Source organism: Streptomyces sp. NPDC004629 (genome assembly GCF_042873595.1).
Classification (GTDB): domain Bacteria; phylum Actinomycetota; class Actinomycetes; order Streptomycetales; family Streptomycetaceae; genus Streptomyces.
The window spans coordinates 57,739-73,201 of record NZ_JBIALO010000041.1; the positions used below are offsets into that span (position 1 = coordinate 57,739).

15 protein-coding genes and 1 riboswitch are annotated in these 15,463 nt (G+C 71.8%); of the genes, 9 read left to right on the forward strand and 6 right to left on the reverse strand.

From position 1 onward, the window contains the following. Window positions 1-1,096 precede the first annotated feature (1,096 nt). From ACFYTE_RS37980 to ACFYTE_RS37990, 3 genes are all read right to left on the reverse strand, one after another. Window positions 1,097-1,462: an Rv2175c family DNA-binding protein gene (locus tag ACFYTE_RS37980; RefSeq protein ID WP_020274483.1), complete on the reverse strand. Its 366-nt coding sequence runs from the start codon at window positions 1,460-1,462 to the stop codon at window positions 1,097-1,099. 67 nt (window positions 1,463-1,529) lie between these two features. After that, window positions 1,530-2,759: an NAD(P)/FAD-dependent oxidoreductase gene (locus ACFYTE_RS37985; protein ID WP_388720796.1), complete on the reverse strand. Its 1,230-nt coding sequence runs from the start codon at window positions 2,757-2,759 to the stop codon at window positions 1,530-1,532. Between the two features lie 32 nt (window positions 2,760-2,791). Then, window positions 2,792-3,187 carry a hypothetical protein gene (locus tag ACFYTE_RS37990; RefSeq protein ID WP_388720799.1) on the reverse strand — a complete coding sequence of 132 codons (396 nt, stop codon included), beginning with the start codon at window positions 3,185-3,187 and terminating at the stop codon, window positions 2,792-2,794. A 53-nt stretch (window positions 3,188-3,240) separates the two neighbouring features. After that, window positions 3,241-3,352: riboswitch (TPP riboswitch) on the forward strand. Between ACFYTE_RS37990 and thiO the strand changes: the two genes are divergently transcribed. The 6 genes from thiO to ACFYTE_RS38020 all read left to right on the forward strand — a co-directional run bounded on the left by thiO (window position 3,350) and on the right by ACFYTE_RS38020 (window position 9,785). After that, the gene (thiO, locus tag ACFYTE_RS37995) at window positions 3,350-4,513 is read left to right on the forward strand and encodes a glycine oxidase ThiO (RefSeq protein ID WP_388720802.1); all 1,164 of its coding nucleotides are present in this window, start codon (window positions 3,350-3,352) and stop codon (window positions 4,511-4,513) included. (Overlaps the previous riboswitch by 3 nt.) Then, the gene (thiS, locus tag ACFYTE_RS38000; protein WP_351728261.1) at window positions 4,510-4,710 is read left to right on the forward strand and encodes a sulfur carrier protein ThiS; all 201 of its coding nucleotides are present in this window, start codon (window positions 4,510-4,512) and stop codon (window positions 4,708-4,710) included. The genes thiO and thiS overlap by 4 nt, the downstream gene beginning before the upstream one ends. Window positions 4,711-4,713: 3 nt before the next feature. Then, window positions 4,714-5,508 (forward strand): thiazole synthase, encoded by a 795-nt coding sequence (locus ACFYTE_RS38005; protein WP_388720805.1) that lies wholly within the window; start codon window positions 4,714-4,716, stop codon window positions 5,506-5,508. A 283-nt stretch (window positions 5,509-5,791) separates the two neighbouring features. Further along, a complete protein-coding gene (gene pknB / locus ACFYTE_RS38010) occupies window positions 5,792-7,720 on the forward strand; it encodes a Stk1 family PASTA domain-containing Ser/Thr kinase (protein ID WP_388720808.1) in 1,929 nt (642 codons plus the stop codon). 519 nt (window positions 7,721-8,239) lie between these two features. Then, a complete protein-coding gene (locus ACFYTE_RS38015) occupies window positions 8,240-9,136 on the forward strand; it encodes a deoxyribonuclease IV (RefSeq protein ID WP_388720811.1) in 897 nt (298 codons plus the stop codon). 163 nt (window positions 9,137-9,299) lie between these two features. After that, a complete protein-coding gene (locus tag ACFYTE_RS38020; RefSeq protein ID WP_388720814.1) occupies window positions 9,300-9,785 on the forward strand; it encodes a DUF4396 domain-containing protein in 486 nt (161 codons plus the stop codon). An 8-nt stretch (window positions 9,786-9,793) separates the two neighbouring features. Here the strand turns inward: ACFYTE_RS38020 and ACFYTE_RS38025 are convergent, their stop codons facing one another. Continuing rightward, on the reverse strand, window positions 9,794-10,435 hold the full coding sequence (locus ACFYTE_RS38025) for a sulfite oxidase-like oxidoreductase (RefSeq protein WP_388720816.1): 642 nt from the start codon (window positions 10,433-10,435) through the stop codon (window positions 9,794-9,796). Window positions 10,436-10,606: 171 nt separating this feature from the next. Here ACFYTE_RS38025 and bfr point away from each other — a divergent pair, with 171 nt between their 5' ends. Continuing rightward, window positions 10,607-11,086, forward strand: coding sequence for a bacterioferritin (gene bfr, locus ACFYTE_RS38030; RefSeq protein WP_388720819.1), 480 nt, complete (start codon window positions 10,607-10,609; stop codon window positions 11,084-11,086). Between the two features lie 32 nt (window positions 11,087-11,118). Here bfr and ACFYTE_RS38035 read toward each other — a convergent pair whose 3' ends face one another. Beyond that, complete coding sequence (locus ACFYTE_RS38035) at window positions 11,119-11,331, reverse strand: bacterioferritin-associated ferredoxin (RefSeq protein WP_388720822.1); 213 nt, start codon at window positions 11,329-11,331, stop codon at window positions 11,119-11,121. Between the two features lie 149 nt (window positions 11,332-11,480). Continuing rightward, entirely contained in the window at window positions 11,481-12,833 is a 1,353-nt protein-coding gene (locus tag ACFYTE_RS38040; RefSeq protein WP_388720825.1) for a class II 3-deoxy-7-phosphoheptulonate synthase, read from the reverse strand. Window positions 12,834-12,938: 105 nt separating this feature from the next. Between ACFYTE_RS38040 and ACFYTE_RS38045 the strand changes: the two genes are divergently transcribed. Both ACFYTE_RS38045 and ACFYTE_RS38050 read left to right on the forward strand, forming a co-directional pair. Continuing rightward, the gene (locus ACFYTE_RS38045) at window positions 12,939-12,995 is read left to right on the forward strand and encodes a trp operon leader peptide (protein ID WP_121888102.1); all 57 of its coding nucleotides are present in this window, start codon (window positions 12,939-12,941) and stop codon (window positions 12,993-12,995) included. A 138-nt stretch (window positions 12,996-13,133) separates the two neighbouring features. Further along, window positions 13,134-15,089 carry an anthranilate synthase family protein gene (locus tag ACFYTE_RS38050; RefSeq protein ID WP_388720828.1) on the forward strand — a complete coding sequence of 652 codons (1,956 nt, stop codon included), beginning with the start codon at window positions 13,134-13,136 and terminating at the stop codon, window positions 15,087-15,089. Window positions 15,090-15,463: the final 374 nt, after the last annotated feature.

Here is a 15,463-nt window from a genome sequence, read left to right on the forward strand (position 1 = left end):
CTGCGGCTGTCGGTGATGCGCGGCGACTGTCGGTACGCCGAGCCGTATGTGGTTCTGGGGCTATCGGTGTGGTGGTGTTGGTGGTGCGCTGCGGCCGTCAATGCTGCGGGCCGTCCGCGGTGGTTGGGCCTATCGGTGCGGTGGGTCGGTGGTGCGCTGGGACTGTCGGTGCGCCGGGCCGTCTGTGGTGCGTGTGGCTATCGGTGCGGTGGGTGTTGGTGGTGCGCTGCGGGCTGTCGGTGCTGCGCGCCGTCCCGTGGCGGCTGGGGCAGTCGGTTCGAGGGTGTTGGTGGTGCCGGCGATCTGTGTTGTGGGGGCTATCGGTGCGTTGGGTGTTGATGGTGCGGGCTATCTGTGGTGCCGGGGCTATCGGTGCGTGGGTGTTGTGGCGCCTGGGCGGTGGGCCGAAGAAAGCCACGAGCCACGCCTCGGCCCCCAGCCGCCCGGCCCGCCCAGCCGTCCGACGCGCCCGGCCCGCGCGCACGTCCAGCCCACCCCGGACCCGCAGGACGAGGGACGCCGCGGCCGGTCGGGGGGCCGTGGGCGCCTGCGGCTACCAGTGGGTCAGGTGGGCTGTTCCGGGGACGGAGCGGGAGGCCCGGCCTGGGCCCGGGGTCGGACCCCGGCCCCAGGCCAGAGTAGCCCCGCGGCCCCGCCGGGGAGCGACCCCGGCCAGGGAGGACCCACGGCCGAGGCCCCGCCAGGGACCCGCCCCGGTCACAGCGCGCCCACAGGCGAAGCCACCACCCGGGAATGGAGCCACGGCCGAAGCCCCGCCAGGGAGCGACCCCAGCCAGGAAGGACCGGCCGAAGCCCCGCCAGGGACCCGCCCCAGCCACAGCGCACCCACCTGCGAAGCCACCACCGGGGAGTGGACCCTCGGCCGAAGCCCCGCCAGGGACCCGCCCCGGCCACAGCGCACCCGAAGGCGAAGCCACCACCCGGGAATGGACCCTCGGCCGAAGCCCCGTCAGGGATCCGCCCCGGTCACAGCGCGTCCGCAGGCGAAGCCACCGCCGGGGCCCTCGGCCGAGGCCAGGGAGCGACCCCCGGCCAGGGAGGGCCCTCGGCCGAAGCCCCGCAGGGGGGCGTCGGGTCAGACGGCGAGCGCTTGGGCCCGGCGCTTCACCTCCGTGCCACGGTTCTCGCTGAGGGCCTGCGCCGGGGTGCCGGGCAGGGACGGGTCGGGGGTGAACAGCCACTCCAGCATCTCTTCGACCGTGAAGCCGTCGTCCCGCAGCAACGTCAGGGTCCCGGACAGGCCCTTGACGACCTTGTCCCCGTCGATGAAGGCGGCGGGAACGTGCAGCGCGCGGTTCTCGCCACGGCGTACGGCGATGAGCTGGCCCTCCTTGACCAACTGCCGCACACGTGTCACCTCGACGCCGAGTTGTTCGGCGATGTCGGGCAGAGTGAGCCAGGCGGGGACGAGAGCATCGATCTTTGCGTCAATCTCGGTCACGGAACCAGCGTGCCATCCCGGACTGACAGTCGGAAGCCGGGCCCGTCCGACCTGGGGTGTCCGTGCGTCACGCGGTGGCCTCCTTGAGGGGCCGCGCGGGGTCCGCGAGCAGCTCCGGAGCCATCGGCGCGCCCGCCTCGATCAGCCGCCGTCCCTGCGCCAGGTCACGCGGACGGCCCACGGCCAGCAGAGCGACCAGCCGGTCCGCGCGCAGCCAGCAGACGGTCCAGGCGGGCCCCGTGGGGTCCCCGCGCCACAGCAGCGTGTCGGCCGCAGGGTGGTGGCCGACGTACTGCACGAAGCGGCCGAACTGCTCGGACCAGAAGTACGGCACCGGGTCGTAGACCGCCGGGGCCTCGCCGATGATGTTCGCGGCGACCGTGCGCGGCCCCTGGAGGGCGTTGTCCCAGTGGTGCACGAGCAGCCGCTCGCCATAGCGGGCCGAGGGGAAGGATGCGCAGTCGCCGACCGCGTACACATCCGGCACGGAGGCGCGCAGGTAGGCATCGGCCACGACCTCACGGGCGGCGCCCAGTTCGATGCCGGAGCCGGCCAGCCAGCCGGTGGCGGGGCGCGCGCCGATGCCGACGACCACGGCGCCCGCGGGCAGCCGCGAGCCGTCGGCGAGCAGCACCGCGCCGGGCTCGACGCTCGCCACGCGCGCGTTGGTGCGCAGTTCGGTGCCGCTGTCCGCGTACCAGGCGGTCATCGGCGCCGCGACCTCGGCCGGGAGCGCGCCCGCGAGCGGGCGGTCGGCGGCCTCGACCACCGTGACCGCGCAGCCCGCCTCGCGGGCCGCCGTGGCGAACTCGGCGCCGATCCAGCCCGCGCCGACGACCACGATGTCGTGCTGCCGGGCGAGCACGGGCCGCAGCCGCTGGGCGTCGTCCAGGGTGCGCAGCAGATGCACACCGGGGACGCCCTCGGCGCCGGGCAGCCGAATCGGTTCGGCGCCGGTGGCGAGGACCAGGACGTCGTACGGCACGGGTCCGGCCGCGGTGTCCAGCTCGTGCTCGCCGGGGCGTACACCAAGTGCCTCGCGGCCCAGTTCGAGATCGATGCCGAGCGCCGCGAAGTCGACCTCGAAGGCGGAGCCCTCGGCCCTGCCGAGCAGCACGGCCTTGGACAGCGGCGGCCGGTCGTAGGGCTGGTGGGGTTCGGCGCCGACCAGGGTGATCGTGCCCCGGTGGCCCTGTTCGCGCAGGGCGACCGCGGTCTGCACCCCGGCCATGCCCGCGCCGACGACGACCACGCGCCGCCCCGGTGCCGGGCTGGGTTGCTGCGTCTGCTCGCTCACGTGATCACCATAGTCAACTGACGATTTGCCAGTCAGGGGGCGTGCTGGGTGACCTGTTGCACAACGGGATCACCGGTGCACGCCGGGGTCCGCGCGACCTGTTCGACCACGCTCGTCCCGCTGCCCGCCTGCGATTCCCACTCCCACGTCTCCGTGAGCCGCACCCGGCCGTCGGGCAGCTCGCCGACGGTCGACACGCAGTGCCCGGAGGACGTGCCGCCATCATGCTTGAGCTGGACGTACCGGAAGTCCAGCCGATCGCCGCGGCGGATGCCGACGAGATACCCGCGCACGATGTCGCCGCCGGCGTACTCGGCCCAGATCTCGCCGTTTTTCTCGTGGTACGTGAACCGGGTGCTGGTACCCACCTGACCTGGGGCCTGGTCCGTGACGGGGGCGAGGACGAGACCGTCGAGCGAGCGGGCCATGAACGGAGGCTCCCTTACTGAGGCGGGCGGCGGCGGGCTAGGGTGGCCACCGTACAAGCACTCGCGGGAGCCCGGACGCACCGGGCTGAGAGGGAGGCTGGCGGCCTCCGACCGTACGAACCTGATCCGGGTCATGCCGGCGAAGGGAGGGGCTGGACGCCCATGTCGTCACGTACGTCGGACGTTCTCGTCATCGGGGGCGGAATCATCGGCCTGGTCACGGCCTGGCGGGCCGCGCAGCGCGGGTTCGCCACCGCCGTCGTGGACCCCGAGCCGGGCGGCGGTGCCGCACAGGTCGCGGCCGGGATGCTGGCCGCGGTCACCGAACTGCACCACGGCGAGCAGACACTGCTCGGCCTGAACCTGGCCTCGGCCCGCCGCTACCCGGACTTCACGGCCGAGCTGACCGAACTGACCGGCCTCGACCTCGGCTACCGCCGGTGCGGAACGCTCGCCGTCGCGCTGGACGCCGACGACCGGGCGCACCTGCGCGACCTGCACGCGTTGCAGCAGCGCTCCGGGCTGGAGTCCGAGTGGCTGTCCGGCCGGGAGTGCCGCCGCCTGGAACCGATGCTCGCGCCCGGCGTGCGGGGCGGGCTGCGGGTGGACGCCGACCACCAGATCGACCCGCGCCGGCTGGCCGCCGCGCTGCTCACGGCGTGCGAACGGGCGGGCGTGGTCCTGCACCGCGCGTGGGCGGAGCGCTGCACGGTGCGCCGGGCCCGGGCCGTCGGGGTGACCACCGCGGACGGCACGGAGCTGGGCGCGGACCGGGTGGTGCTCGCGGCCGGCAGCCTGAGCGGACGGCTGCCGGGCCTGCCGCAGGACGTGCTGCCGCCGGTGCGGCCGGTGAAGGGGCAGGTGCTGCGGCTGACCGTGCCGAAGCGGTACGCGCCGTTCCTGAGCCGCACCGTGCGGGCCGTGGTGCGCGGCAGCCAGGTGTACCTGGTGCCGCGGGAGAACAGCGAGCTGGTCGTCGGGGCGACCAGCGAGGAGCTGGGCTGGGACACCACGGTGACCGCGGGCGGCGTGTACGAGCTGCTGCGGGACGCGCACGAGCTGATACCGGGGATCACCGAGCTGCCGCTGACCGAGACCCGGGCCGGGCTGCGGCCCGGGTCCCCGGACAACGCGCCGCTGCTCGGCCCGACCGCGCTCGACGGGCTGCTCGTGGCCACCGGGCACTATCGCAACGGCGTGCTGCTCACCCCGGTCACCGGGGACGTCATGGCGCACGCCCTCACCACCGGGGACCTCCCCGAGGAGGCCCGTCCCTTCACGCCCGCGCGCTTCGGCGCCCCCGCCCGCACGGAGCAGCCCGCATGATCATCTCTGTCAACGGGGAGCGCCGGGAGATCGCGCCCGGTACGGCTCTCGACACCGTCGTCCAGACCCTCACCACCGCGCCCGGCGGGGTGGCCGCGGCCCTCAACGAAACCGTCGTCCCGCGCGCCCAGTGGCCGTCCACCGCCCTCAGCGAGGGCGACCGCGTCGAAGTCCTCACCGCCGTCCAAGGAGGCTGAGCCATGGCCGACGATCCCTTCGTCCTCGGCGGTACGTCCTTCACGTCCCGGTTGATCATGGGTACGGGCGGTGCGCCCAGCCTCGATGTGCTGGAGCGGGCGCTGGTCGCCTCCGGCACGGAGCTGACGACCGTGGCGATGCGGCGGGTCGACCCCGATGTGCACGGATCCGTGCTGTCGGTGCTGGAACGGCTCGGCATCCGGGTGCTGCCGAACACCGCGGGCTGCTTCACCGCGGGCGAGGCGGTGCTGACCGCACGGCTGGCCCGTGAAGCGCTCGGCACGGATCTGGTCAAGCTGGAGGTGATCGCCGACGAGCGCACCCTGCTGCCGGATCCGATCGAGTTGCTGGACGCGGCGGAGACCCTGGTCGACGACGGGTTCACGGTGCTGCCGTACACGAACGACGACCCCGTGCTGGCGCGGAAGCTGGAGGATGTGGGGTGCGCGGCGGTGATGCCGCTCGGCTCGCCGATCGGTTCGGGGCTCGGTATCCGCAACCCGCACAACTTCCAGCTGATCGTGGAGCACGCGCGTGTACCGGTGATTCTGGACGCGGGTGCCGGTACGGCGTCCGATGTCGCGCTGGCGATGGAACTCGGGTGCGCGGGGGTGATGCTGGCGTCGGCCGTCACCCGGGCGCAGCAACCGGAGCGGATGGCTGCCGCCATGCGGCACGGGGTGGACGCGGGGCGGTTGGCGCGGCTGGCGGGGCGGATTCCTCGGCGGCATTTCGCCACGGCGTCGTCTCCTGCGGAGGGCTTGGCCGTGCTTGATCCGGAGCGGCCTGCGTTCTGAGGGGGCGTGGGTCGGGCGCCGTCCCTTGTGGGGGTGCGGGAGGGTTGGCGGGTGCGGGTGGGTGGGGGTGCGGGTCGGGTGCTCTCCCACCCGCGCACCGCCCGTTTGCTGTCGGCCGAGCGGTGGACGTCTCCTGTGGGGGCTGAGCGCCGTCGGCGGGTGCGGGTGCGGATCTCTTGCGGGGCGGCGTTGTCGGTGGGGGTGCGTTACAGGTCGGCTGCAGTCCTGGGGGATCTTGGTGGAAGCAGGAGGGCTGTCGGTGGCTGCTCGTAAACTCACCAGCGTGGATACGACCCTTCAGGACCCTCTCGTCGGACAGGTGCTCGACGGCCGTTATCGCGTCGAGGCCCGGATCGCGGTCGGCGGGATGGCCACGGTCTACCGGGCCCTGGACACCCGCCTCGACCGCGTCCTCGCCCTCAAGGTGATGCATCCGGCGCTGGCGGCCGACGGGTCGTTCGTGGAGCGGTTCATCCGGGAGGCGAAGTCGGTGGCCCGGCTCGCCCACCCCAACGTCGTCCAGGTGTTCGATCAGGGCACGGACGGGTCGTATGTCTACCTGGCCATGGAGTACGTCGCCGGGTGCACCCTGCGCGACGTGCTGCGGGAGCGGGGCGCGCTCCAGCCGCGGGCCGCGCTGGACATCCTGGAGCCGGTGCTGGCCGCGCTCGGCGCCGCGCACCGCGCCGGGTTCGTGCACCGGGACATGAAGCCCGAGAACGTACTCATAGGCGACGACGGGCGGGTCAAGGTCGCGGACTTCGGGCTGGTGCGGTCGGTGGACACCGTGACCAGTACGACCGGGGCCGTGCTGGGGACCGTGGCGTATCTCGCGCCGGAGCAGATCGAGAACGGGACCGCGGACCCCCGCGTCGACGTGTACGCGTGCGGCGTGGTCCTTCACGAGGTGCTGACCGGGGGGAAGCCGCACGACGGTGACTCCCCGGCAGTGGTGCTCTACAAGCACCTCCACGAGGACGTGCCGCCGCCCTCGGCCGCCGTACCGGGGCTGCCGCATGAGCTGGACGAGTTGGTCGCCTCGGCCACCTCCCGCACGGCGGCGGTCCGGCCGCACGACGCCGTGGCGCTGCTGGCCCAGGTGCGGCAGTGCCGCGCGGCGCTCACCGACGAGCAGCTGGACGCGGTGCCGCCCCAGGCGCTTGCCGCGGAGCACGACATCGCCGAGGACCGTACGAGCGTGATCCCGCGTTCGCTGACGGTGCCCCGGCTGCTGCCCGTGAACGAGGACGACGATCCCGGTGCGGGCGACAACCGGACGGCCCGGTTCGAGTCCCCGGCCGTGCCGCCCCGGCGGCGGTTCGTACGTCCTGGGCGGGGACTGGTCACGCTCGTCGTCGCCGTGCTGGTGGTGTTCGGTGTCGGGGCCGGCGTCTGGTACATCAACTCCGGGCAGTTCACGAAGGTGCCGCCGCTGCTGTCGAAGACCGAGGCGCAGGCGCGGGAGCGGCTCAAGGAGGCCGGGCTCGACGTCAAACGGGTCGAGCACGCCTACAGCGACACGGTGCGGCGGGGCACGGTCATCAGCACCGACCCCGAGGCCGGTGCCCGCATCCGCAACAACGACTCGGTGACGCTGACCGTCTCCGACGGCCCGGAGACCGTGAAGGTGCCCGATCTGGCGGGCCGCGGGCTGGCCGACGCGAAGGCGCTGCTCAGGAAGGGCGGACTGGAGCCCGGCATGGTCACGCGCGCGTTCAGCGACGATGTGCCGAAGGACGCGGTGATCGGCACCGACCCGGTGGCCGGTACCGAGCGGCACGCGGGGTCGGCGATCGCGCTCACCGTCAGCAAGGGCAGCCCGATCGACGTGCCGGACGTCACCGGTGAGGACCTGGACAGCGCGCGGGCGGAGCTGGAGGACGCCGGGCTCAAGGTGGTGGTCTCCGCGGAGCAGGTGAACTCCGAGTTCGACAAGGGCGAGATCGCCCGGCAGACCCCGGCCGGCGACAGCGAGGCGGCCGAGGGCGACACGGTGCGGCTGACGCTGTCCAAGGGCCCGGAGATGGTCGAGGTGCCGAATGTGGTCGGGGCCAGTGTCGGCGACGCGAAGAAGCTGCTGGAGGGCTCCGGCTTCAAGGTCTCGGAGGACCGGGGGATCCTGGGCCTGTTCGGCGACACGGTGAAGAAGCAGTCGGTCGACGCGGGCGAGACGGCCCCGAAGGGTTCAACGATAACGATCACCATCCGCTGACCGTCGTCCGAGGCGGCTGCCTCCCGACGCCATCCGGCAACCGACCGCCCCCTCGTCCGCCGGGCTCGGGCCCGCGGCTGGGTTCCGGGGCCCGCGGCCGGGTTCGGGGCCCGCGGCCCGGCTCGGGACCCCACCGCCGGATTCGGGACCCACCGCCGGGCTCGGGACCCACCGCCGGATTCGAAACCCACCGCCCGGCTCGGCACCCACCACCGGATTCGGGACCCACCACCGGATTCGAAGCCCACCACCGGGCTCGGGACCCACCACCAGATCCGAAACCCCACCACCCGGCTCGGGACCCACCACCAGATCCGAAACCCCACCACCCGGCTCGGGACCCACCACCAGATCCGAAACCCACCGCCCGGCTCGGGACCCACCGCCGGATTCGGGGCCCGCGGCCGGGTTTGGGGCCGCCGGCGTCGCTGTTCGGCATCGGGGGCCGGTGGCCGGTGTCGCGACAGGGGTGTGGGGGTTTTTCGTGGAGGGCGGTTGGCGTGACAGGCTGAACGGGTGATGAGTCAGCACTCCGGTTCCGTCGTGCCGCCCGGTCCCTCCCGTAATCCGATCGGCGGTCATGTCCCCGTGGCCGGCGGGCTGCACTCCGTGGGCCTGTCGTACGCCCGTGCGCTGAAGGCGGAGACCGTGCAGGTCTTCGTCGCCAATCCGCGCGGCTGGGCCACCCCGGCCGGGAACCCCCGGCAGGACGAGGAGTTCCGCGCGGCCTGCGCGGAGGGCTCCATCCCGGCGTATGTGCACGCCCCCTACCTGATCAACTTCGGTTCGCACACCGAGGCGACCGTCGAGAAGTCGGTGGAGTCACTGCGGCACTCGCTGCGCCGGGGACGGGAGATCGGCGCGCTGGGCGTGGTCGTGCACACGGGTAGCGCGACCGGCGGGCGGGCCCGGGAGGTCGCACTGAAGCAGGTGCGCACGCACCTGCTGCCGCTGCTGGACGAGCTGACCCAGGACGACGACCCGTTCCTGCTGCTGGAGTCGACCGCCGGGCAGGGCGCCTCGCTGTGCTCGCGCACCTGGGACTTCGGGCCGTACTTCGAGGCGCTGGACGCCCACCCGAAACTGGGCGTGTGCCTGGACACCTGTCATGTCTTCGCCGCCGGGCACGACCTGACCGGCCCGAGCGGTATGCACCAGACCCTGGACCTGCTGGTGGACACGGTGGGCGAGGGCCGGCTGAAGCTGATCCACGCCAATGACTCCAAGGACGTGGTGGGCGCCCACAAGGACCGGCACGAGAACATCGGCGCCGGGCACATCGGCGAGGACCCGTTCCGGGCGCTGCTGACGCACCCGGCGACGGCCGGCGTGCCGCTGGTGATCGAGACGCCCGGCGGCAGGGAGGGGCATGCGGCGGACGTGGCACGGCTGAAGGGGCTGCGGTCTCCCCGCTGACATCGGGCCCGTCCGAACCGGGCCGGCGCTGATTCGTTCCCGTCACACCGCAACACCGGAGCACCCGAACACCGGAACACCCGAACCCCCGGAATACCCCCGAGGGGTATACGGTTCCCCTTCTCGTCGTACGGAGAACCGTCACTGGACACCGGGGGCACCCATGGACCACAAGGCACACGTTCACACCCACCACCACGGCGACGCGCCCGCGGCCGAGTGGCCCACGGCCGTCCAGGCCACCCTGCACTGCCTCACCGGCTGCGCCATCGGCGAGGTGCTCGGCATGGTGATCGGCACCGCGCTCGGCTGGGGCAATCTGCCGACCATGGCCCTGGCGATCGTGCTGGCGTTCTTCTTCGGCTACTCGCTGACCCTGCGCGGGGTGCTGAAGGCCGGCGTCGGCCTCCGCACCGCCGTGCGGGTGGCGCTGGCCGCGGACACCCTGTCGATCGCCGTGATGGAGCTGATCGACAACGGCGTGATCGCGCTGTGGCCGGACGCGATGGACGCGCACCTCGGTGACCCGCTGTTCTGGTCCTCGCTGGCGATCTCGCTCGCCGCGGCCTTCGTGATCACGACGCCGGTCAACAAGTGGACGATCGGGCGGGGCAAGGGGCACGCGGTGGTGCACCAGTACCACCACTGAGGCGCCGGTCAGATCTCCGGGCCGTCCCCGGTCCGCTCCTGGTAGGAGTAGCGCTGCTCCTGCCAGGGGTCGCCGATGTTGTGGTAGCCGCGCTCCTCCCAGAAGCCGCGGCGGTCGGCGGTCATGTACTCGACCCCGCGGACCCACTTGGGTCCCTTCCAGGCATACAGATGGGGGACCACGAGCCGGACCGGGAAGCCGTGCTCGGCGGTGAGCAGTTCGCCGTCCTTGTGCGTGGCGAAGATGGCGCGCTCGGCGGCGAAGTCGAACAGGCGGAGGTTCGAGCTGAAGCCGTACTCCGCCCAGACCATCACATGGGTGACATTCGGCGCGGGCGGGGCGATCTGCAGGATCGTGCTCGCCGGGACGCCGCCCCACTCGGCCCCGAGCATGCTGAACTTGGTCACGCAGTGCAGATCGGCCACCACGGTGGCGTACGGCAGGGCCGTGAACTCGTCGTGGTTCCAGCAGTGCTTGTCGCCGTCGGCGGTGGCGCCGAAGACCCTGAACTCCCAGCGCTCGGGCCGGAATTTCGGCACCGGCCCGTAGTGCGTGACCGGCCAGCCGCGCTGCAGCCGCTGCCCCGGCGGAAGCTCGGACCGTACACCTTCTCCCGACACTCCAGACCCGCGCTCCACCGGATGACCCATGTCTCCATCCTGACAGACCCGGAGCGGTGCACCCGACCAGGACCCCTAATGGGACAAAAAGACCACGCATGCGCTTAACGGCTAAGTACACACTTACTGGACGATCTTCTGTGCCGGTGCAATCATGCCGCCGCAACCTCCCGCTGTCCCCGTCCGGAAGGAGCCTCTGCGATGCAGGGCGACCCCGAGGTCATCGAGTTCCTCAACGAGCAGCTCACCGGTGAGCTAACCGCGATCAACCAGTACTTCCTGCACGCGAAGATGCAGGAGAACTTCGGCTGGTACAAGCTCGCCGAGTACACGCGGCGCGAGTCGTTCGACGAGATGCGGCACGCCGAGGTGCTGACCGACCGGATCCTGTTCCTGGAGGGGCTGCCGAACTACCAGCGGCTGTTCCATGTGCGGGTGGGCCAGACCGTCAAGGAGATGTTCGAGGCGGACCGGCAGATCGAGGTGGAGGCGATCGACCGGCTCAGGCGCGGGATCAAGACGATGCGCGAGAAGGGTGACATCACGTCCGCGAACATCTTCGAGTCGATCCTGGAGGACGAGGAGCACCATATCGACTACCTGGACACCCAACTGGAACTGGTCGACAAGCTCGGCGAGGCGCTCTACATCTCGCGAATCATCGAACAACCGAAGAGCTAAGCGCTCCTCAGGGACGCTCTACAGCGGAGCGTTTACGCCGCCTCTTCGAGGCTCTCGGCCGACTCACGCCGCGGGCACGTGCCGCGCCCCAGCAGCGCCTGGATCCGACGCACGCACGATCCGCAGTCGGTGCCCGCCTTGCAGGCGGAGGCAATCTGGCGGGGCGTGCGGACGCCGTCCCCCGCGTGCTCTTTCACCTGCTGCTCCGTGATGCCGAAGCAACTGCAGACGTACACGCGGTACACCTCCCACCGGGATCGGTCACTTGCGCCATCCCGCTGATTCGGTGAGGCAAACCTAACCTTACCCATCGCGCAGGGTCCGGAAAAGCGGGAAGGGCGCGGATCGCATGTGATCCGCGCCCCATGTCACATCCCGGGGACGTACGCGTCCGTCACTGGTCCCGGTACATCTCGGCGACGAGGAAGGCCAGGTCGAGGGACTGGCTGCGGTTCAGACGGGGGTCGCAGGCCGTCTCGTAGCGCTGGTGCAGATCGTCGACGAAGATCTCGTCCCCGCCGCCCACGCACTCGGTGACGTCGTCGCCGGTCAGCTCCACGTGGATGCCGCCCGGATGCGTCCCCAGCGACTTGTGGACCTCGAAGAAGCCCTTCACCTCGTCCAGTACGTCGTCGAATCGACGCGTCTTGTGCCCCGAGGCCGCCTCGAACGTGTTGCCGTGCATCGGGTCGGTCACCCAGGCCACCGCCGCACCCGACGACGTGACCTTCTCCACCAGCTCCGGCAGCCGGTCACGGATCTTGTCCGCGCCCATCCGCACGATGAACGTCAGCCGGCCAGGCTCCCGCTCCGGGTCCAGCCGGTCGATGTAGCGCAGTGCCTCCTCCGCCGTCGTGTTCGGGCCCAGCTTGATCCCCAGCGGGTTGCTGATACGGGAGGCGAACTCGACATGCGCATGATCCAGCTGCCGGGTGCGCTCGCCGATCCACACCATGTGCGCCGACACGTCGTACAACCGCCCCGTGCGGGAGTCCACCCGGGTCAGCGCCGACTCGTAGTCCATCAGCAGCGCCTCGTGCGAGGAGAAGAACTCGACCGTCTTGAACTCCTCCGGCTCCGCGCCGCACGCCCGCATGAAGTTCAGCGCGTTGTCGATCTCCCGGGCCAGCTGCTCGTAGCGCTGCCCCGACGGGGACGACTTCACGAAGTCCTGGTTCCAGGCATGCACCTGCCGGAGATCCGCGTATCCGCCGGTGGTGAACGCGCGCACCAGGTTCAGCGTCGACGCGGAGGCGTGGTACATCCGCTTCAGCCGCTCCGGGTCCGGGATCCGGCTGGCCTCGGTGAAGTCGAAGCCGTTGACCGAATCACCCCGGTACACCGGCAGCGTGGTCCCGTCACGCGTCTCGGTCGGCTTGGAACGCGGCTTGGAGTACTGGCCCGCGATCCGGCCCACCTTCACCACCGGCACCGACGCCGCGTACGTCAGTACGGCGCCCATCTGCAGCAGCGTCTTCAGCTTGTTGCGGATGTGATCGGCGGAGACCGCGTCGAAGGCCTCCGCGCAGTCGCCGCCCTGGAGCAGGAACGCCTCACCCCGGGCGACGGCCGCCATCCGGGCGCGCAGCTGGTCGCACTCGCCCGCGAAGACGAGCGGCGGATACGACTCCAGCTCCGCGATCACTGCGCGCAGAGCCTCGGCGTCGGGGTACTCGGGCTGCTGCGCCGCGGGCAGGTTTCGCCAGGTGTTGCCAGCGCTCGCGCTGGTCTTAGCGTTCACGGTCACCTCGTAAACATTACGGGGTCGTGTCGCCATGTTTTCCTCCGGCTCGACTGGTGAGACGGACCGACTGACCCGTGGCCGACGGGGCGGTGCGGTAGGGTTCCCGGCATGTTCGCGCATTCGACCCGCACCTGGTGGTGGACCGCTCCTTCGGCGGCCCACTGACTGCGCGTACGCACGACTTCGCGAAGGCCGCCCGAGGGGCGGCCTTCGGCGTTTCACGGGGCCGTCCCTCTCCATCGACCCGCCCGGCACGACCGGCCGGCCGAGACCATCGAGACCACCGAGAAGGACGACGGACCCATGGACCTGCTGGACCTGCTGCACGACCCCCGCCCCTTCGCGCTGCTGCGCCGCCGCACGCCCGGCCGCGACGAGGACACCGTGGAACTGCTCGTCGGCCCGGTGCGCGCCTGCGACCGGCTCGCCGACCTGCCCGACGAGGGGCTGGCCCTCGTGCCCTTCCGGCAGATCCGGGAGCGCGGCTTCGACGTCCGCGACGACGGGACACCGCTGCTCGTGCTCATCCCCGAGGAGACCCGCGAGATCCCGCTCGCCGAGGCGCTGGAGCAACTGCCCGCACACGCCGTGCACGTCACCGGCGGGGGCTTCGACGTCGACGACGAGGAGTACGCCGGGATCGTCGGCCGGGTGCTGCGCGAGGAGATCGGAGCGGGCGAGGGAGCCAACTTCGTCATCCGGCGGACCTACGAGGGCGAGATCCGGGACTTCGCACGGGCCGACGCCCTCGCCCTGTTCCGGCGGCTCCTGGAGGGCGAACGGGGCGCGTACTGGACGTTCCTCGTGCACACCGGCGATCGGCAAGGGCCCGAAGGACCTTCCTCGCAGGGGCCGGGGCGGGCGGCCGGCGGTCGGACCCTGGTCGGCGCCAGCCCCGAGGTGCATGTGCGGATGTCCGGCGGCACGGTCGTGATGAACCCGATCAGCGGCACCTACCGCTACCCGGAGGGCGGACCGAGCCCTGAGCACCTGCTCGACTTCCTCGCCGACGGCAAGGAGATCGAGGAACTGTCGATGGTCGTCGACGAGGAACTGAAGATGATGTGCACCGTCGGCGACATGGGCGGGGTGGTCGTCGGCCCCCGGCTCAAGGAGATGGCGCACCTCGCCCACACCGAGTACGAACTGCGCGGGAAATCATCCCTCGACGTGCGGGACGTGCTGCGGGAGACCATGTTCGCGGCCACCGTGACCGGGTCGCCGGTGCAGAACGCCTGCCGGGTGATCGAACGGCACGAGGTCGGCGGGCGCGGGTACTACGGCGCCGCGCTGGCCCTGCTCGGCCGGGACTCCGGAGGCGCACAGACCCTGGACTCGCCCATCCTCATCCGCACCGCCGACATCGACGCGGCCGGCCGGCTGCGCGTCCCGGTCGGCGCGACGCTGGTGCGGGGTTCGGACCCGGCCGGGGAGGTGGCGGAGACACACGCCAAGGCGGCGGGCGTGCTGGCGGCCCTCGGTGTGCGTCCGGCCCGGCCGCGCACGGAGGCGGCGCTGCCCCGGCTGGCCGACGACCCGCGCGTACGGGCGGCGCTGGACGGGCGCCGGGCCTCGCTCGCGCCGTTCTGGCTGCGGATGCAGGAGCACCCGGCGGACCGGAGCGGCCATGCCCTGGTGATGGACGGCGAGGACACCTTCACCGCGATGCTGGCGCACATGCTGCGCTCCGGCGGTCTCGACGTGACCGTACGGCGGTTCGACGAGCCGGGGTTGCGGGCGGCCGTGCTCGGTCACGCGGGGCCGGTGGTGCTGGGGCCCGGGCCCGGCGACCCCTCGGACCTGACCGACCCCAAGATGCGGGTGCTGCGCGGGCTGACGGCCGAGGTGATCGGCACGCATCGGCACGGAGTGCTCGGGGTGTGCCTCGGGCACGAGCTGATCGCGGCCGAGCTGGGGCTTGAGATCGTCCGCAAGGAGGTACCCCGGCAGGGGGCGCAGCTCGCGGTCGATCTGTTCGGGCGCCGGGAGACCGTCGGCTTCTACAACAGCTTCGTGGCGCGCTGCGACGAGGACGCCTACCGGGAGTTGGGCGCGCACGGCGTCGAGGTGAGCCGGGCGGCCAACGGCGACGTGCACGCGGTGCGGGGGCCCGGGTTCGCGGGCGTCCAGTTCCATCCCGAGTCGATCCTGACGCTGAACGGGGCGGCGATCGTACGGGAGTTGGTGACCCAGGTGAGCGGTCCCCTTGCGGGCGGGGGTTCGGGGGGTTCTCGTGGTCTTTCGAGTGCGGGAGCGTGAGGGCGGTTCCCTGCGGGGCATTGGAGGTGTGGGGTTCGGGGGGCCTCTTGTGGTTTTTCGGGTGCGGGAGGTGGGGGCTGAGCGCGCAGTTCCCCGCGCCCCTATCGGGGCGGTCCTGTGGACGGCGTTGGTCGAAAGGGCGGGCGCTCGTCGTCTTTCGGGCGCGCGAGCGTGGGGGTCGAGCGCGCAGTTCCCCGCGGTTCCCTCCGGGGGCATTGGAGGTGTGGGGTTCGGGGGGCCTCTTGTGGTTTTTCGGGTGCGGGAGCGTGGGGGCTGATCGCGCAGGGCGGTTTCTAGGGATCGTCGCAACACTTGGTCGTGTTGGTCAGGCTGTGAGTAGTTTATGCAGGCGCTCGGCTGGGGTTTCCCAGCCG

Bases quoted from the DNA above. Each gene is read 5' to 3' on its own strand.
- ACFYTE_RS37990 (WP_388720799.1), bottom strand. From the start codon at position 3,187: ATGGCCCGCTCGCTCGACGGTCTCGTCCTCGCCCCCGTCACGGACCAG.
- ACFYTE_RS38050 (WP_388720828.1), top strand. From the start codon at position 13,134: ATGGACCTGCTGGACCTGCTGCACGACCCCCGCCCCTTCGCGCTGCTG.
- thiO (WP_388720802.1), top strand. From the start codon at position 3,350: ATGTCGTCACGTACGTCGGACGTTCTCGTCATCGGGGGCGGAATCATC.
- bfr (WP_388720819.1), top strand. From the start codon at position 10,607: ATGCAGGGCGACCCCGAGGTCATCGAGTTCCTCAACGAGCAGCTCACC.
- ACFYTE_RS38005 (WP_388720805.1), top strand. From the start codon at position 4,714: ATGGCCGACGATCCCTTCGTCCTCGGCGGTACGTCCTTCACGTCCCGG.
- ACFYTE_RS38020 (WP_388720814.1), top strand. From the start codon at position 9,300: ATGGACCACAAGGCACACGTTCACACCCACCACCACGGCGACGCGCCC.
- ACFYTE_RS38025 (WP_388720816.1), bottom strand. From the start codon at position 10,435: ATGGGTCATCCGGTGGAGCGCGGGTCTGGAGTGTCGGGAGAAGGTGTA.
- ACFYTE_RS38015 (WP_388720811.1), top strand. From the start codon at position 8,240: ATGAGTCAGCACTCCGGTTCCGTCGTGCCGCCCGGTCCCTCCCGTAAT.
- thiS (WP_351728261.1), top strand. From the start codon at position 4,510: ATGATCATCTCTGTCAACGGGGAGCGCCGGGAGATCGCGCCCGGTACG.